At 40.3% G+C, this 17,841-nt stretch carries 18 protein-coding genes; all 18 read right to left on the bottom strand.

Annotation, left to right across the window (positions count from 1 at the left end; genetic code table 11):
* Nucleotide 1 precedes the first annotated feature (1 nt).
* Genes mtnA through KJ593_01855 form a run of 18 tightly spaced genes read right to left on the bottom strand, consistent with a single transcriptional unit; the run spans nucleotide 2 to nucleotide 17,824 of the window.
* Nucleotides 2–1,036, bottom strand: coding sequence for an S-methyl-5-thioribose-1-phosphate isomerase (gene mtnA, locus KJ593_01940; GenBank protein MBU2540640.1), 1,035 nt, complete (start codon nucleotides 1,034–1,036; stop codon nucleotides 2–4).
* Nucleotides 1,027–1,800 (bottom strand): TatD family hydrolase, encoded by a 774-nt coding sequence (locus tag KJ593_01935; protein MBU2540639.1) that lies wholly within the window; start codon nucleotides 1,798–1,800, stop codon nucleotides 1,027–1,029. The genes mtnA and KJ593_01935 overlap by 10 nt, the downstream gene beginning before the upstream one ends.
* A complete protein-coding gene (gene metG, locus KJ593_01930; GenBank protein ID MBU2540638.1) occupies nucleotides 1,800–3,317 on the bottom strand; it encodes a methionine--tRNA ligase in 1,518 nt (505 codons plus the stop codon). The genes KJ593_01935 and metG overlap by 1 nt, the downstream gene beginning before the upstream one ends.
* Nucleotides 3,298–4,092 (bottom strand): stage 0 sporulation family protein, encoded by a 795-nt coding sequence (locus KJ593_01925; protein ID MBU2540637.1) that lies wholly within the window; start codon nucleotides 4,090–4,092, stop codon nucleotides 3,298–3,300. Before KJ593_01925 ends, metG begins: the two co-directional genes overlap by 20 nt.
* Nucleotides 4,085–5,071, bottom strand: a complete 987-nt coding sequence (locus KJ593_01920) for a DNA polymerase III subunit delta' (protein ID MBU2540636.1) — start codon at nucleotides 5,069–5,071, stop codon at nucleotides 4,085–4,087. The genes KJ593_01925 and KJ593_01920 overlap by 8 nt, the downstream gene beginning before the upstream one ends.
* Nucleotides 5,059–5,694, bottom strand: coding sequence for a dTMP kinase (gene tmk / locus KJ593_01915; GenBank protein ID MBU2540635.1), 636 nt, complete (start codon nucleotides 5,692–5,694; stop codon nucleotides 5,059–5,061). The genes KJ593_01920 and tmk overlap by 13 nt, the downstream gene beginning before the upstream one ends.
* A complete protein-coding gene (gene cysS, locus KJ593_01910; GenBank protein MBU2540634.1) occupies nucleotides 5,676–7,097 on the bottom strand; it encodes a cysteine--tRNA ligase in 1,422 nt (473 codons plus the stop codon). The genes tmk and cysS overlap by 19 nt, the downstream gene beginning before the upstream one ends.
* Nucleotides 7,094–7,774, bottom strand: a complete 681-nt coding sequence (gene cysE, locus KJ593_01905; GenBank protein ID MBU2540633.1) for a serine O-acetyltransferase — start codon at nucleotides 7,772–7,774, stop codon at nucleotides 7,094–7,096. The genes cysS and cysE overlap by 4 nt, the downstream gene beginning before the upstream one ends.
* Before the next feature lie 2 nt (nucleotides 7,775–7,776).
* A complete protein-coding gene (ispF, locus tag KJ593_01900; GenBank protein MBU2540632.1) occupies nucleotides 7,777–8,262 on the bottom strand; it encodes a 2-C-methyl-D-erythritol 2,4-cyclodiphosphate synthase in 486 nt (161 codons plus the stop codon).
* 19 nt (nucleotides 8,263–8,281) lie between these two features.
* Nucleotides 8,282–9,004 carry a 2-C-methyl-D-erythritol 4-phosphate cytidylyltransferase gene (gene ispD, locus KJ593_01895; protein MBU2540631.1) on the bottom strand — a complete coding sequence of 241 codons (723 nt, stop codon included), beginning with the start codon at nucleotides 9,002–9,004 and terminating at the stop codon, nucleotides 8,282–8,284.
* A gap of 20 nt (nucleotides 9,005–9,024) precedes the next feature.
* On the bottom strand, nucleotides 9,025–10,029 hold the full coding sequence (locus tag KJ593_01890) for a PIN domain nuclease (GenBank protein MBU2540630.1): 1,005 nt from the start codon (nucleotides 10,027–10,029) through the stop codon (nucleotides 9,025–9,027).
* Nucleotides 10,030–10,060: 31 nt separating this feature from the next.
* Nucleotides 10,061–11,428, bottom strand: coding sequence for a DNA repair protein RadA (gene radA, locus KJ593_01885; GenBank protein ID MBU2540629.1), 1,368 nt, complete (start codon nucleotides 11,426–11,428; stop codon nucleotides 10,061–10,063).
* On the bottom strand, nucleotides 11,428–12,138 hold the full coding sequence (locus tag KJ593_01880; GenBank protein ID MBU2540628.1) for an MCE family protein: 711 nt from the start codon (nucleotides 12,136–12,138) through the stop codon (nucleotides 11,428–11,430). Before KJ593_01880 ends, radA begins: the two co-directional genes overlap by 1 nt.
* A gap of 27 nt (nucleotides 12,139–12,165) precedes the next feature.
* Nucleotides 12,166–12,948: an ABC transporter ATP-binding protein gene (locus KJ593_01875; GenBank protein ID MBU2540627.1), complete on the bottom strand. Its 783-nt coding sequence runs from the start codon at nucleotides 12,946–12,948 to the stop codon at nucleotides 12,166–12,168.
* A 38-nt stretch (nucleotides 12,949–12,986) separates the two neighbouring features.
* Nucleotides 12,987–13,754 (bottom strand): ABC transporter permease, encoded by a 768-nt coding sequence (locus tag KJ593_01870; GenBank protein ID MBU2540626.1) that lies wholly within the window; start codon nucleotides 13,752–13,754, stop codon nucleotides 12,987–12,989.
* A 42-nt stretch (nucleotides 13,755–13,796) separates the two neighbouring features.
* Complete coding sequence (locus tag KJ593_01865) at nucleotides 13,797–16,208, bottom strand: ATP-dependent Clp protease ATP-binding subunit (protein MBU2540625.1); 2,412 nt, start codon at nucleotides 16,206–16,208, stop codon at nucleotides 13,797–13,799.
* Nucleotides 16,209–16,243: 35 nt separating this feature from the next.
* Nucleotides 16,244–17,302, bottom strand: a complete 1,059-nt coding sequence (locus KJ593_01860) for a protein arginine kinase (GenBank protein MBU2540624.1) — start codon at nucleotides 17,300–17,302, stop codon at nucleotides 16,244–16,246.
* A 3-nt stretch (nucleotides 17,303–17,305) separates the two neighbouring features.
* Nucleotides 17,306–17,824 carry a UvrB/UvrC motif-containing protein gene (locus tag KJ593_01855; protein MBU2540623.1) on the bottom strand — a complete coding sequence of 173 codons (519 nt, stop codon included), beginning with the start codon at nucleotides 17,822–17,824 and terminating at the stop codon, nucleotides 17,306–17,308.
* Nucleotides 17,825–17,841 lie beyond the last annotated feature (17 nt).

The following is a 17,841-nucleotide window of genomic DNA, read 5'->3' as shown; positions in this document are numbered from 1 at the left end:
GCTAAAGTTTCGCGGTTATGTTCTTTCTAAGGGGGTGCCTGATTATGCCTTTCTCTGTAACAATTGCAGTTATTAGCTCAGCAGGGGTTACATCAAAGGCCGGATTATAGACCTTTATCCTAGAAGGGGCAATACACCTATCTCTGATATGAGTAACTTCTCTTTTATCACGTTGTTCAATAGGAATAAATTTTGCGCTTTTCAATTTAAGGTCAAAGGTAGATTTAGGAGCCACAACATAAAAAGGAATTGCATGAAACCTTGCCAATACTGCTAAATTATAGGTTCCTATCTTATTGGCTGTATCACCGTTTCTGGCAATTCTATCCGCACCAACAAATATCTTATCAATCATTTTTTTACGCATCAAATCTGCTGCCATGTTATCACAGATCAAGGTTACATCAATTCCCTCTCGCTGTAATTCCCAACAAGTTAATCTCGCGCCCTGCAACAGCGGCCTTGTCTCTAAAGAATAGACCTTTATTCTTTTTCTTTCTTTTTTTGCCTCATAAAACACTCCTAAGGCAGTACCGTAATCTGCAGTTGCCAAGGCACCCGCATTGCATATAGTTAGGACCTTATCTTGATTCTTTATTAGCCCAGAGCCATAGCGGGCCATTTTACGGCAGATAAATCTATCTTCTTCCAAAATCTTGAATGCCTCATTTTTTAAGAGTTTCTTTATAACAGGGATAGGCTGGTAGGAATTCTTCTTAGCTATAGACGTCATTCTTTCTAAGGCCCAAAAAAGATTAACCGCAGTAGGACGACTCTTAGCAAGATAGCGTGTAACCTTCTCTAACTGACTCTTAAATTCCTTAAAGTCCTTCGCCCTTGAATCCTTGATGCCCAGATAGACCCCAAGGCCAGCCGCAATCCCGATAGCAGGAGCGCCACGAACTGCCAATCTCTTAATTGCCCACCAGAGACTCTTAACATCAGCACAATCCATATAACACAATTTAGCGGGCAGCTTTCTCTGGTCGATAATCCTGATTTTTCCTTTAAGGTATTGAATCGTCTTTACTGACATCTCTCTAGATTAAAAAAACGCTTGGCATTTTTAGTGGTCTCATCTGCTATGGTCTCTTCATCTAATTTTAAAATAGAAGCTAATTCAGCTACTAAATATTTTAAATAGGCTGGTTCGTTACGCTTACCACGCATGGTCTGCGGCGCAAGATAGGGTGCGTCAGTCTCAAGGAAAAATCTATCCCTGGGCGTAAGTGATATAACATTCCTCAAATTGTCGCTTTTTTTATAAGTAGCGTTGCAGGTGAATGAAACATAAAGACCTAAATCTAAACATCTCTTCAAAAAGGCCTCATTACCTGAAAAACAATGCATTATCGCCTTTGTATTCAGATTATCCTTTAGGAGTGAAAGGACATCCTCCTCTGCCTCTCGACAATGGACAATCAGTGGCAAGGAAAATTTGTTAGCAAGTAGAATAAATCTCTTAAATACATCTTTTTGCCTGGCAGGTGAAGAAAGATTACGGTAGTAATCAAGTCCAACTTCTCCTACAGCAATAACCTTATCCTGACTGATTAATTTCTCAATTAAAAGCCAATCACCCTGCTTTAGCCTATCTGCTTCGTGGGGATGAACGCCAACAGCTGCATAAATAAAATCATATTGCTTACTTAAAGCTATTGCTGCCTCAGAACTTTCAATACTTGCTCCGACATCAATTATATTAGTAATTCCACTATTTTTTGCCCGCTCAATTACGCTATCTCGATCAATATTAAATTGAGGAAAATCTAAATGGCAATGTGTATCTATAAGCTGCATTAAGTTTGAATTCGAGGAAAAAGAGGTTCGCCTTTTTTAACTTCACTATCGCCTAACTGCTGGATGATGCTAACGGATGTATTTGGCATGAACGGCCCAATATGAAAACTCACCTTTTTCAGGATTTGGACTAACAACACAATAAATTTGGCTAAATCTTTCAAGTCTTTATTTTTGTAGAGTTGCCAGGGTTTTACCTCTTCTATAAATTTATTGGCCCCATTAATTAAGTGCCAAATAGCGTCTAAGGCACTGGTAAAGGCTAGGCCTTCCATAGATTCATCTATTTTACTATCTATCTTATCGATCTCTTCTATTAAACCTTTAGCATTTTTTAATGTGAAATCTTCCAGATCAGCTTTAGGGATTTTACCCTTAAAATACTTCTCAATCATGGTAAGTGTTCTGTATACTAAATTCCCAAGGTCATTCGCTAAATCGCTGTTGTATCTTTTAATCAATGCCCGCAAAGAAAACCTTCCGTCTAACCCAAAGGGAAACTCTCTTAAAAGAAAATAGCGATATGCGTCAATGCCAAATTGCTCAACCAAATCAAGCGGATCTACCACATTTCCTCTTGATTTCGACATCTTAACGCCTTCTGCTGATAAATCGCCTGCCTCAACCATCCACCAGCCGTGTGCAAATACCTTCTTGGGCAGAGGAAGATTAAGGGCCTTAAGCATTATCGGCCAGTAAATCGCATGCTGTCTTAAGATATCCTTTGCCATAAGATGAATATCTGCAGGCCAAAATCTCTTCATTTTGGATTCATCTCTCCTACCAAAGCCTAAGGCACTTATATAGTTGATAAGTGCATCAAACCAGACGTAGGTAACCATATCTTCATCAAAGGGAAATACTATGCCCCAGGAAATACGTGATTTCGGACGAGAGATACATAAATCCAAAAGTTTCTCTGATTCCAGGAATTTTAAGACTTCATTATAGCGTGAACGAGGACAGATAAAATCAGGGTGCTCTTTTATAAATTCAAGCAGCCAATCCTGATATTTCGAGAGTTTGAAAAAATAATTCTGCTCTTGGATTTTTTCGATGGGACGCTTGCAGTCTGGGCAGTATCGAGCCACGAGTTGTGAGTCGGTCCAGAATGTCTCACAAGGAACACAGTACCAACCATTATAGGATGCCTTATAGATATCCCCGTTATCATGAAGTGTATTCAGAATCTTCTTTACGCAATCTCTGTGTCTGTCTTGCGTAGTGCGGATAAAATCATCACAAGATATAAGCAGGGTCTTCCATAAGTCCTTAAATACGGTGACTGTATCATCTGCAAATTCCTGCGGAGTCTTATTCGCAAACTTGGCAGCCTCAGCAACCTTTTGGCCATGTTCATCTGTGCCTGTAAGAAAAAAACAATCATAGCCTAATTGACGCTTGTAACGGCTAATACAATCCGCAGCAATATTGGTATAAGAATGGCCTAAGTGAGGCTTCGCATTAATATAATAGATTGGGGTTGTAATATAAAATTTAGCCATGTCGGCATCCATACTTTAATTCAACGCATCTTCCCTTTTCAACTTCGACGATAACCTTTCTAGTTAGCGGATTGACACTAATAACCTTGCCTCTGCCTTCAGGCGTATTTAGGCGTTCACCCTCGCGAGGTAAATCCTTAGTTATCTCTCTATATGTATGATGCTCATAAGAAAGACAGCACATCAACCTTCCGCAAAGCCCGGAAATCTTAGGTGGATTAAGAGGTAGGTGCTGCTCCTTGGCCATTTTAATGCTTACCGGCTCAAATTCTCTCAAGAATCTAACACAGCACAATTCCCTGCCGCAACAACCATAACCACCAAACATTTTCGCCTCGTCGCGCACGCCAATCTGCCTAAGTTCGATTCTCGTCTTAAACAGCTTGGCTAAATCCTTTACCAACTCCCTGAAGTCTACCCTGCCCTCTGAAGTAAAATAAAATATTAATTTGCCTTTATCAAAAGAATGCTCCGCTTCAATTAATTTCATTGCCAGCTTATGCTCTTCAATCTTCTTTAGACAAGTATCAATAACACCTTTTATTGCGGCATTATTTTTCTTTATATGCTCTAAATCAGACTTTGTGGCTATCCTTATAATCTTACGCAAAGGAACTTCTAGCTTTCCGCCCAGATGTTTGCTGCTATCTATAATCACGCGGCCATAGTCTACGCCTCGCTCTGCCTCAAGAATCACTACCTCGTTACCATTTAATCGCAGGTTGCTACATTTAAAGCAATTAATCGGTCCGAACTCACGTATTCTTACATGCACTTTATCAGGCATAATTAAACCTCAATTTTTTCTGAAGCTGAACCTCTAGCCATCTCAGCAATATTTTGCAATTTACATTAGTTCTACTTAAGGCCTGTGCCTTCAAGATGTCCTCTAGGGCGTCTTTAATTTCAGGCATTTCCATTTTAGAAGCAAGTGACGTCAATGTGTCGACCTCATCAAAATTAACTAAAAATTCTTTTCCTAATCCCGCCTTAAGCAACAATATATCTCTGAAGAAAAGCAGCGTGAATTCTATTAGCATATTCAGATTTTCTCTATTTAGATTAACTGCGAAATCATCTAAGGCTAAATTATTATCTATTATATTTCTCAACAATCTATTTTTTGCTGACTGGATGTCTTTGCGCTTGATAAGCGATATAGCACGACCTAATCTGCCCTCTGAAAAACGCGCTATGAAATTTATGAGTCCTCTATCATGAGGTAAGGTTTCAGACAATGTCTCTTCGATCTCCTGGGATGAAAGAGATGAAAAATACAATCGCTGACAACGCGAAACCAGCGTCTCCGGGATAGAATCTATTTGACTGGTTATCAGGACAGATATTGCGCCCGGAGGAGGTTCTTCCATAAATTTAAGCAACGAATTTGCCGCATCCTGTGTTAACATATGTGCATTATCAATGATAAAAATTTTATGTTTACCGCTAAACGGCGATAGGTGAATTTGACTCTGTAATGCACGGATATCTCCTATCTTTATCCAACCCAATTCCCCTCTTGAAATTATGTGCAGATCAGGATGATTGTCCGAGGTAACCTGTAGACAACTTCTGCATTTACCACAAGCACCGAATTCAGTAGGCGCTTCACAAAGTAGGAATTTGGCAAATTCTCCTGCTAGGCGTCTCTTGCCAATGCCTTCTGGTCCCAGAAAAAGAAAACAATGCCCTAACCTATGATTCTTGTGCGCATTAACAAGAAAACCTACAACATCCTTGTGCCCTTTAACATCTAACCAAGCCATAGCTTTTCTTTTACGATCTTTAATATCTTTGCTTTTGTATCCTTAATTCTTTTTTCAACCTTCACGACCTTGATTCTGTTGCTTTCCTGACGCGCCAATGTAAGATAGCCCTCTCTCACCCTCTTGTGATATGAAAGCGGCTTGGCCTCCATACGGTCAAAGATTCTGACAGCGCGTTTCTTCAGGCCTTCCTCAACAGGTATATCAAGTAAGATAGTAAGATCAGGTGTAATTGAACGCGTTGCAAAATCCCCCACCTTTTTTATCATATCAATATCTACCTTGCCTCCATAGCCCTGATAGCAGATAGTTGCATCCAAAAATCTGTCGGAAATTATGATCTTTCCATCCCGTAATGCCGGATCAATTATCTCAGCAACAATCTGACTACGCGCAGCCATATACAATAACATCTCCGAGCTATCTGCAATACGATTCTTTCTGTCTAGAAGTATTGAACGGATCTTCTCGCCTGTCTTTGTTGTCCCTGGCTCACGTATATAGATTACCGGCAGTTTCAACCTCTTTAAATGTTGGTAGAGAAGCTCAGAGTGGGTGCTCTTTCCGCAGCCTTCAGGGCCTTCGAAGGTAATAAATACGCCTCTTAAATTTTTCTTCGCCATTGTGTACCTTCCTTTGAATCTTCTAAAATAATACCTTGCTCTTTTAATTCCTTTCTTATTTTATCTGCCTCTAAATATTTCTTCTCTTTTTTTAATTTGTCTCTGAGCTTAATCTTTTCTGTCAACTCTACTTCTAATTTACTTGTTTTTTCCACATCAGGAGAAAGTCCAAAAATACCAGCTAGCTCTTTTATAACATCCATAGCATAACGCAGCTTAAATTGCTTAAACTCGTCATTGCTATCTAATAACTTATTGCAATTATTGACCAATTCAAATAAAACTGACAATGCCCTAGGGGTGTTAAAATCGTCGTCCATATATTCTATAAATTTGTCCTTGAAGGGTTTTATAAAACCGGTTCCTGATTTAATGCTTTTGTTTATATTTACGGTACCATAATCCTTCTCTAATTTATCTTTTAAGATATTTATACGCTCGTATGATCTCCTTACCTCTTGCATCTTCTCTTCGTTATAATCTATAGGCTGCGAATAATGCGCATTTAAAAATAATAATTTTAAAAGGTTGGCATTGCCATATTTGCCCATAAAATCTTTTACAGTCACATAATTGCCTAATGACTTGGACATCTTTTGGCCATTTATAGTTAATAGGCCATGATGCATCCAATAACGGGCAAAGGGCTTACCAGCAAAACTCTCACTTTGAGCAATCTCGTTTTCATGGTGGGGAAAAATTAAGTCTCTGCCTCCGGCATGAATATCAAATGGCTGCCCGAGGTATTTTGAGCTCATCAAGGAGCATTCTATATGCCAGCCAGGCCTACCCTCACCCCAAGGGCTAGGCCAGGAAGGCTCATCTTTCCTAGATTTCTTCCAGAGCGCAAAATCCAATGGGTCTTGTTTATGTTCACCCGGCTCAATACGCGCTCCTGTTTTCATCTGATCTATAGATTGACCAGATAATTTACCGTAATCTTTAAATTTTCTTACGCTAAAATAAACATCGCCGCCTGCCTCATATGCATAACCCTTTTTAATCAATAGAGATATAAATTTCTTCATTCCGCTGATGTGTTCAGTTGCTCTTGGCTCAATATCTGCCTTAGATAAATTAAGGAGTTTTAAATCATGCTCATAGCAAGCTATGTAGCGAGAGGCAACAGCATTCCAATCTTCACCCAATTCCTTGGCCTTGTTGATAATCTTATCGTCAATATCTGTTATATTGCGAATAAACTTGACATCATATCCGCGATATTTTAAAAAATTTCTGATGACCTCAAAGGTATAGAGACTCCTGGCATGACCTATGTGGCAGTCATCATAGACAGTTACGCCGCAAGAATAAATCCCTATTCTTTTTGCTTTTAAGGGTTTGAATTCTTCTTTCTTCTTAGTTAATGTATTATAAATATGAATCTTGGGGAGTTCTTTCATTTATTTTCTAGCTTATCAATCCTCTGACGTATCTCATCCAGGGCCTGCTTGAGAGGATCTAGGATATGTATGTGATCTAGGCTGATATCAATCTTTTTCCCGTCCTGCTTAGTAATCCTGCCAGGCACACCAACTATAGTCGAGTTCACCGGCACATCCTTAATCACAACCGCATTTGCTCCGATATAAGAGTTATCACCCACTGTTATATTCCCTAATATCTTTGCTCCTGTGCCTACGACAACATTATTGCCGATTGTAGGATGGCGTTTGCCTTTTTTAAGACCTGTCCCGCCCAAGGTAACGCCTTGATATAAAAGCACATTATCGCCAATAATAGAAGTCTCACCGATAACCACACCCATGCCATGATCAATGAAGAATCCCCTGCCAATCTGTGCCCCTGGATGTATTTCAATACCAGTAGCAAAGCGCGAAATCTGACTCATCAAACGCGCTAAAAAGAAAAGATGTATTCTATAAAAGAAATGGGCAATGCGGTAAGAAACTAAAGCGTGTAGGCCCTGATAAAGCAAGAGGATCTCAAGAAAACTCTTCGCTGCCGGATCTTTCTTTTGAGCCGCCTTGATCTCTTTGTAAAAAAAGATCGAAATCAGAATCAATTTTAAAAAGAATAGCCCTATAAGTATAATTAATATATTTAAAATGCAGTTCATATCTACGCCCCCTCAATTATTATCGCTGTCGCAAAGCAAGCGATAGCCTCATTATTTCCTATGGGACCTAGCCCCTCAGCCGTGGTGGCCTTTATATTGATATCATCTTTCCTGCTATGCAAAATAGCAGCAAGCTTTTCCTTCATCCTCTCTTTTACTTGGGAAATCTTAGGCTGTTCAGCGACTATCACAGTATCGATATTTCCAATTTTAAAACCTGCATCAGTCATTAATTTAAATACTACATCCAGTAATTTGCTACTTGCCATATCCTTATAAGCTGGATCTGTATCCGGAAATATCTCTCCGATATCGCCTTTACCTAAGGCGCCAAGAATAGCGTCGCAAACAGCATGGATTAAGACATCAGCATCAGAATGACCCAGGAGACCCTTAGAAAAAGGTATCTGGATACCACCCAATATGAGACTACGTCCCTCTCTTAAAGGATGGATATCATAACCAAAGCCGATTTTAACTTTACTCATTCCCATATCTTACTTATTATTAGGTTGAGTATTTGAACTGTTTGGCAATAGCCCTAGCAAAAAGCAAATCATCGCACGTTGTGATTTTAATATTAGAGTAAGAACCGTTAACTACTCCTACCTTGACTTTTAGTCTCTCAACGAGGGCCGCATCATCAGTTGCATCTTGATGAGCACCTTTAGAAAAAGCCCTTTTTAATAAATCTAGCCGAAAGACCTGCGGCGTCTGAACCTCACAAAGCAAACTTCTATCAAGCGTATTTTTGATAAATAAATGCTTATTGCTTCTTTTTAGGCTTTTAATCGTGCATTTCGCTGGAACAGCACAAATGCTCGCATTGTACCTGAACGCCTCATTAACAACTCGATTGATGAGTGATCTATTAAGGAACGGCCTTGCGGCATCATGGATCAAAACAAATGTGTGTTTGTCGCCTCTTATCTTCTTTAAGCCATTACTCACAGAGGCCTTGCGCGTTCGCCCGCCAACTACAATATGTTTTACTTTTTTGAACCTATACTTTTCTACCAGTCTCTTGGCAGCAAATAATGTCTTTCTACTAGTGACAAGTATGATCTCATTTATCAGGGGATGCTGGGTAAGCGAACTAAGGGCGAAGAAAAGGATTGGCCGCTTATTAATCAAGACAAACGTCTTGGCTAATCTGCTTCCTAGACGCTGTCCCTTGCCTCCTGCGGCAACTATGGCGATGACTTTCGCTTTTCGTTTTATATCTGCCACCTTAACCAAAACGAAAAAAACTAATTTTGTTTCTGGTTTCCTTGATGAGGTTGAAGTTTGGCAAATACCATTCGGCCTGCCTGCGTCTGCAGGACTGAAGTAACCACAACCTTAATAGTATGATTAATCTGACTTCTGGCTTCCTCAACTACGATCATTGTGCCATCATCCAAATAGGCGATTGCCTGTTTATGCTCCCTTCCCTCTTTAATTAATTTTACCTCTAGGGTCTCTCCCGGAAATACCACAGGTCTAAGTGCATTAGCAAGTTCGTTAATATTTAAGACCTTGACACCTTGTAATTCCGCAACGCGATTCAAATTGAAATCCAGGGTAAAAATCTTTGCCTCTAATAATCTACCCAGTCGCACTAACTTTGCATCCACATCTGGAACGTCAGGAAAATCCTCCTCGTGGATGATGATCTCCAGTGAGCTATCCTTTTGAATATTATGCAGTATCTCTAAACCACGCCTGCCCCGCTGGCGCTTAATAGTATCGGCAGAATCAGCAATCTGCTGCAACTCCTTCAAGACAAAACGCGGCACCAATAATCTAGCTGAAAGAAAAGCTGTCTTGCAAAGATCAACTATTCTACCGTCGATAATTGCGCTGGTATCAAGCAGGATGACATCTTCAGCCTGCCCCTGTCGGCTCAGTCTTACATAAGGAATAATGATGTTGAATTCATCCTTGCCGCGCATGGCCATAATCATACCCAGATAACAGAAGACAAGCGTAAGAATAACTCTAATTGAAGAGATATTGCCTTCATCAAGCGGAATCAGGCTAATAGCATCAGTAAGCAATTTTGCCATAATTAAACCTAGGATAAGACCAAATACAGCACTGGAAAGTCCCCGCACAGATACGCGCCGCATTCCTCTCTCTAAGAATATTATCAGCCAACTTGCGAAGAAACCAACGCCTGCACCCAAGATGGCATTATCATTAAAACCGCCTGTAATGTAACCAATAGTCGTTCCTGAAAGAATAAAAAAAAGTCGGATAATAATTAAAGTCATTTAAAATACCTCCTTAAATATATAATAAGTTTTAAAATACCAACTGCATTGCATCTTTAACTATTTTAACGCCGGAGAAAGAAATATCTTTTTTCCCCTTATCGCTTCTGCTGATCTCTTTTATGTTTGATTCAGGAATAACAATATTAGTAAAACCTAATTTTAAGGCTTCTTTTATTCGTAAACTGCAGTTAGATATACTGCGCACCTCAGCTGAAAGCCCTACCTCGCCTACTATCATTAAGGCCGATGATATCTCTTTATTCTTCAGGCTTGAGGCTATAGCAAGCATCATGCCTAAATCAGCCGCAGGATCATCTACAACAATGCCTCCGGCAACATTAACAAATATATCCTTATCACCAAGCGGCAAACCTAACCTTTTCTCCAGAACAGCAACCAAAAGTAGAAATCTATTATAATCTATGCCCTGACAACGACGCCGCACTATATTAAATCCTGCTCTAGAGACTAAGGCCTGAATCTCAATTAACAACGGCCGTGAGCCTTCCATAATAGCAACTACAATAGAACCGGAAACCTTCCTAGCCCTCTGAGATAAAAAGATCTGGGAAGGATTACTGACTTGCTGTAGGCCGCTTTCCGTCATAGCAAAAAGACCAATTTCGTTAGTTGAGCCAAAACGATTTTTTGCTGTGCGCAAGATCCTATATAGAGAAAGCTTATCGCCCTCAAAATATAAAACCGTATCCACGATATGCTCAAGCAGCTTAGGCCCTGCCAATGTCCCTTCTTTGGTGACATGACCTATAAGAATCAAGGAGAAGCCATCTAATTTCGCAAGCTGAGTAAGAGTGCCTGCGCATTCTCGTACCTGGGTAATAGTGCCAGTGCTTGAGGCAATCGCCGGATTATATACGACCTGGATTGAGTCTAAAAATACAACCTGGGCCTTAAGCGCCTTTATATACTTTATTATCTCTTCCAGATTTGTCTGGCTCACAATGAACAAATTTTCGTTAAAATCTTTATCAATCCTAACAGCACGCAGTTTCGTCTGCTTTAACGACTCCTCAGCGCTAATGTAAAGTACTTTCCTGCCCTCTTTACTTAAATTAATTGCTGCCTGCAAGGCAATGGTGGATTTTCCTATGCCGGGATCGCCACCTAAGAGAACTACAGAACCAGAGACTAACCCTCCGCCCAATACCCTATCTAGCTCTGCTAATCGTGTTGATATTCTGGGTTTATCCTCTAAACTGATATCGCCAAGCAAGACTGGGGCCTCTTTTGAAAATATCCGCTCCTGACCAACCTGCGGCAGTTGAGGCATTTCTTCCGCAAGAGAATTCCAACTCGAACAATCAGGGCAACGGCCCAGCCACCTGGGAGATTGATAACCACACTTCTGACAGTTAAATACCGTCTTTGTCTTCATTATTCCTCTTGGGGCTTTCGCATCAACTTCCAGGGATGCTTCTTTATATCTTCAATAAATTCCTTTGTATCAGTATAGATTGCTTCGTCAGAAATAAATTTTCCAGCAGTACCATCTCCACTATTTATCTTTTCCATAATCTCAGAAAGCGATTTCGAGGCCTCTTCTAAATTCTCCAAGACCTGGTTATATGCCTCTTTGTTTTTCTCATTCAAGATAAAATTATTAATTGCATCAATGCTTTCTCTTAACTTCAGCGCAATCTCTCTTCCTAGCTCGGTAATTTCCTGCATTGGTATGGGATCTTTACCGATAATCGTCTCACCCGGCTTAAACAGATGCGCATAATCTAGGCCGGGAATTATCTCTATATATTTTTCGCCCAAAAGACCTAAGGTATTAATCCATACCTTCGAATCCTGCGGAATTATGGTTGAGTCAGTAACACGTGCTAAGACCTCTACTTCGTTCTTTTGTGTCTGCCTATTAAATCTCACGGAGATCTTTCTCACCTGTCCTACATCAACACCTGCCAGCCTTACGGGAGAACTTATCTTAACCCCATTGGCAAATCCAAAAACTATCTTTACATCTTTTGACTTAGTAAAGAGTTTTATATCCCCGATAGAGAATACAAATACGACGAAAATAATTACCCCGACCAAAGAAAAGATTCCAACCTTAATTTCATTTTTAAATTTTAATCCCATTTATCCTCCTTGGCAAAAACACTAAAATCACTCTGTTACGTGACCAAAAACCAGATTTTCCGCATCTGTTATCGCGCCAGAAGAAGCGCCAGTAATAAACTGCTTTACAAATGGATTGGTTGAATTTTTAATCTCATCTGGCGTTCCCATCTGGATAATCTTTCCGCTATAAAGCATTGCAATTCTATCGGCAACTTTGTAAGCACTCGTCATATCATGAGTCACAACAACACTTGTAACCTCTAACTTATCATGTAATTCTATTATTAAATCATTAATAGCGTCGGCTGTTATTGGATCAACACCAGTAGTAGGCTCATCATAAAGAATTATATTGGGATTCATACATATGGCACGTGCTAAGGCCACCCTTTTCTTCATGCCTCCGCTTAAATCCGAAGGCAGAAGATGCTCAATATCTTTTAAACCAACCATGCCTAAGGCCTCTTTTACTTTTTTAACAATGGTCGATTTATCAAGATCAGTATATTCACTCAAAACAAAACCAACATTTTCGCCCACATTAAGCGAGTCAAACAGAGCGCCACCCTGAAAGACCATGCCTATCTTCATACGCAGTCTGAACAGATTCATCTGTTCATCATTCAACTTATTAACCTCTAGGCCATCAATGATAATACTACCCTCTTGCGGCCGTAAAATACCCACAATGTGTTTCAAAAGAACACTTTTACCACATCCAGAGCGGCCAATAATAACCTTTGTTTCTCCTGTCTTGATAATCAGGCTTAATCCGTCTAATACCTTGGAAGTATTAAACGATTTGTAGATATTGTGTATTTCTATCATTATAATCTCTAGATAAGGCTGAGTAATCTTTGCTAAGCCTAGAGTATAAAATAAAACAGCGCAGTAAAAATACAGTCAGTAGTAATTACCAAGATAAAAGAAATAACAACACTTAATGTAGTTGAACGACCTACACCTTCTGCGCCTCCGGCTGCCCTTAAGCCTTCATAACAGCTTATAAGAGCAATGAGCATTCCGAAAACCATACTTTTAATCAATCCGCTGTATAAATCCTTTAAGACCAAAGATTGAAATGTCATTTGGATATACATTGCTGAGCTCACGCCCAGACGATACACACATATGATATAACCACCCATTATACCTACAAGATTAGTGTATATCACAAGCAAAGGCAGCATTATCACCATGCCCAGGAAACGGGGGACAACTAGATATTTAATCGGATTAGTAGCCAATGTTCTCAATGCATCTACCTGCTCGGTTACTGTCATCGTACCAACCTCTGCAGTAATTGCTGCACCCACACGTCCGGCGACAATTAAGGCAGTAAATACAGGCCCTAATTCACGTACGAGTGAAAGTGCGACAATATTGGCTATATAAATTTCTGAAGAAAGTTTCTTTAGAAGGTATGTAGACTGAAAGGCAAGGATCATGCCTGTGAATAAAGCCACGACTGAGACAATTGGCAGACTGTCAAGGCCTATTCGTTTTGCCTGAAAAATAAAGCGCTTAAAATTAAAAGGCAGAGTAAAAGTAACAACAATAGTCTGATAGCCCAAACTTACTACCCTGCCGAAGTAATTCAAAAATGCAGCCAATCTATCCAAAGCACTCCTCATAACTTTTCCCGCTTAGGGGGAATTTTTCTAAGGGGGTGGGAGTTATTTAAAAATCAACTTGTCTTTTTCTCGGGTAACCTTAAGCTTTGCCCCGTCTTTAAACTTACCGGATATTATCTCTTCCGCAAGCGGATCTTCCAGGTATCGTTGGATTGTACGCTTTAAGGGCCTTGCACCATATACAGGATCAAAACCCTTTTCCACCAATAACTCCTTTGCCTTATTGTCGAGGCTAATTTCCACATTCTGTTCTTTTAATCTTGAGGCAACCTCGTTTACTTCAATATCAACTATTTTTAGCAAACCTTCTTTCTCAAGCTGCTTAAAAACTATAATATCGTCAAGGCGATTAAGAAATTCCGGCTTGAAGGTTTTCTTCACCTCATCAAGAAGCTTCTGCTTCATATCATCATATGAGGCCTGTGCCTTTTGAGAACGAAAACCTATTGAGCCTTGCCGGCGCAAAATATCCGCACCCACATTAGAGGTCATAATCAAAATCGTGTTTCTAAAACTGACCTTGCGGCCAAAGCTATCTGTCAAACGCCCATCTTCTAAAACCTGTAATAGGATATTAAACACATCCGGATGTGCCTTTTCAATTTCATCTAAAAGTATTACAGCATAAGGACGACGCCTGACCTTTTCTGTAAGCTGGCCTCCTTCTTCATACCCGACGTAACCAGGAGGAGCACCCACAAGCCGTGAGACATTGAATTTCTCCATATATTCTGACATATCCAGCTGGATAAGGGCATCTTCGTCGCCGAACATAAATTCTGTCAAGACTCTTGCTAAGAGGGTTTTCCCTACGCCAGTAGGGCCCAAGAACATAAAAGAACCAATTGGCCGACGAAAATCCTTTATACCTGCCCGAGAACGGCGCACAGAACGAGCAATAACGTCAATAGCCTCCTCCTGACCAATTACTCGACTTCTGATTTTCTCTGCGATCTTCATCAGCTTCTCGGATTCCTTTTCTTCCAGACGGATAACAGGAATACCTGTAATCTGAGACACGATCTTAGCAATTTCCTCTTCGCCGACCTCTGGCCTCAGCTGATCCCTCTTTAAAGACCATTGCTTATTCAAGTCTTCTAATTTCTTCCTGGCCTCTCTTTCTTGGTCACGTAATTTGGCAGCCTTCTCAAAATCCTGGCTTTTTATTAAGGCCTCTTTCTCTTTTTTTAATTCTTCGATTTTAGCCTCTAGTTCTTTTACTTCTGGAGGCAAGGTCATAACCGCTAAACGACTGCGCGATCCTGACTCATCAATTAAATCAATTGCCTTATCTGGCAAGAATCTTCCGCTAACGTATCTATCCGAAAGCTTGGCAGCTGCTACTATGGCCTCATCTTTAAATTTTACTCTGTGATGCGCTTCATATCTATCTCTCAATCCTTTTAAAATCTCTATAGTCTCTTCAACATTGGGCGGATCAACGATAATCGTCTGAAATCTGCGCTCTAGGGCTGCATCTTTCTCAATATGTTTTCTGTATTCATCCATTGTTGTTGCGCCGATACACTGGATCTCACCCCGAGAAAGTGCAGGCTTTAATATATTAGAGGCATCAATAGCCCCTTCAGCTGCACCTGCGCCTACCAACGTATGCAACTCATCGATAAATATTATCACATCTTTAGAGCGCTTAATCTCATCCATTACTGCCTTAATTCGCTCTTCAAATTGACCGCGGTATTTAGTGCCAGCAACCATCAGGGCTAAATCGAGAATGACTATGCGTTTATTCCTCAATATCTCTGGGACATTGCCAGCAACAATCAGCTGCGCAAGACCTTCTACAATTGCAGTTTTACCCACACCAGCCTCGCCTAATAACACAGGATTATTTTTAGTGCGTCTACTTAGAATCTGTATCACGCGTTCAGTTTCATTCTTTCTGTTAATTACCGGATCAAGTTTATTCTCTCGCGCAAGATGGGCCAAGTCTCTACCAAAGGCATCCAATGCAGGAGTTTTACCTTTAGTCTGCTGCTGCTGAAACCCAGGCACAGAAGAACCTAGAATATCCATAACCTCATTCCTTACCCGATTTAAATCAGGTCCTAAATTTATCAATACCTGACTTGCTACGCCTTCTCCCTCACGGATCAGGCCTAAAAGTATATGTTCCGTGCCAATATAATTATGGCCAAGGGAACGTGCCTCTTCTGCTGCTAGTTCCAAAGACTTCTTTGCCCGAGGCGTAAAAGGAATATCTCCTAAAATTTGGGTCGTAGGACCAGGTTGAACCAACTTCTCTACTTCAATTCGGATAGTCTCAAGGCTCAAACCCAACTTCTGCAATACAGCGGCAGCAACTCCTTCGCCTTCCCGGATAAGACCAAGAAGAAGATGTTCAGTCCCAATATAATCATGGTTAAAACGCCTCGCTTCTTCTTTGGATAAAATAATGACTTTTCTTGCACGTTCTGTAAAACGATTAAACATCTTGGCCTCCAAAATTAAATTTCATAAAAAACAGTTTAGTTATGTATCAACCTCTCTCTTATCAAAGAGGCGCGTTTTGAATCCCTTTCTGTTGGGGTTAATTTCTTGCCGCTTATCTTCTGTAGATGAGCAGGCTGAGTAAGTATCAATAGCTCATTAAGCAATTTCTTATCAATATCTCTTAACAATTTTAAATCAAGTCCAAGTCTTACCATTGATAAGAGCTCAATTGTCTCATTACTGGAAATTATATGGGCATTCTCTAAAATCCCGAATGCACGAAAAACTCTATCCTGGAGCGTGGAAAGATGCTGTGTTAAGAGCTTTTGACGCGCTGCCTGTTCCTGATCAGCAATCTGACGGATAACGCTTTTAATATTACTGATAATATCCCCTTCAGAGAGCCCCAAGGAAACCTGATTGGAAACCTGAAAGAAATTCCCGCTTGCCTGAGTGCCTTCACCATAAAGACCGCGCACATTAAAACTTAGTTTTGCCACAGCAGCTAATATACGATTAATCTGCTTTGTCATAACTAAGGCCGGAAGATGCAACATCACAGAACCACGCATGCCTGTTCCGGTATTTGTAGGGCAAGCTGTCAGATAACCTAAATCAGCTAAATAGGCGAAATTTAATTCTTCAGATAAAGCCGTATCGATTTCATCGATAATCTTCCAGGCGCCATCCAGATTAAAACCAGACTTCATAACCTGAAGCCTTAGATGATCCTCCTCGTTAACCATCAAAGAGACAACTTCATCTTCGGTCAATATAAGCGCCTTATGATTACTTCTTAAGGCCAACTCATGACTCATCAAATGTCTTTCAATAAGGAACTGTTTATCAACATTGTCCAGATTGACTAATCTAAAAGACAATACATTTTTGAACTGGCTTATCTTTTTCACAGCCTCCAAAACCATATTAAGGACATTCTCTTCCTTTTCCTTGCTGCCCCAATGAGGAAAAGGACATTTTTCAATATTCCTAGCAAGACGAATCCTGCTTGATATAACAATATCTGAAAGTGGTCCTTCTCCTTTTAACCACTCACTTCTGCGCTTTAATAAATCATTAAGTACCATACTCATCAATCACCTCTTATCAGGATCTGTCTGTTTTCCCTCAATCTGCCTGATGGCATCTCGCAGGCGAGCCGCCTCCTCAAATTCCTCTGAGGCTATGGACTTGCGCAATCCTTCTTTTAGCTCTCCTAGATTAAGAGTGCGCTTTTTTGTCTTTGCGACTTGAGCAAGTTTTAGCGGCGCCTTACCCATATGTTTATTAGAACCATGTATCCGCTTCAGCAGGGAATCTAGATATCTTCTAAACTGGCTATAACATTCACTGCAGCCAAGTCTGCCGATTTTCTTAAAATCCTTATAAGTAAGGTGGCAATTCTGACATTCAACACCAAATGTATCTTGTGTCTGTAAGGGTTTGTCAAAATCAGCTAGGCCTGCCAAAAGGTCAGAGAGGCCAAACTGCTGCTCCATCTGCATACTTTTGGTTTGAGCGCAGGTTTCGCAAAGATGCAATTCTTTCACCTGCTCATTGACAATCTCTGTTAGGTGTACTGTTGCTTCATTCTTAGCACATATATCGCAAAGCATTTTTTGCCTCCGTCACA

It is taken from the genome of Candidatus Omnitrophota bacterium, from assembly GCA_018830005.1.
Taxonomy (GTDB): domain Bacteria; phylum Omnitrophota; class Gorgyraeia; order JAHJTE01; family JAHJTE01; genus JAHJTE01.
Note: the sequence above shows the minus strand (reverse complement) of the source record. Positions and strands in the feature narration are given on the sequence as shown.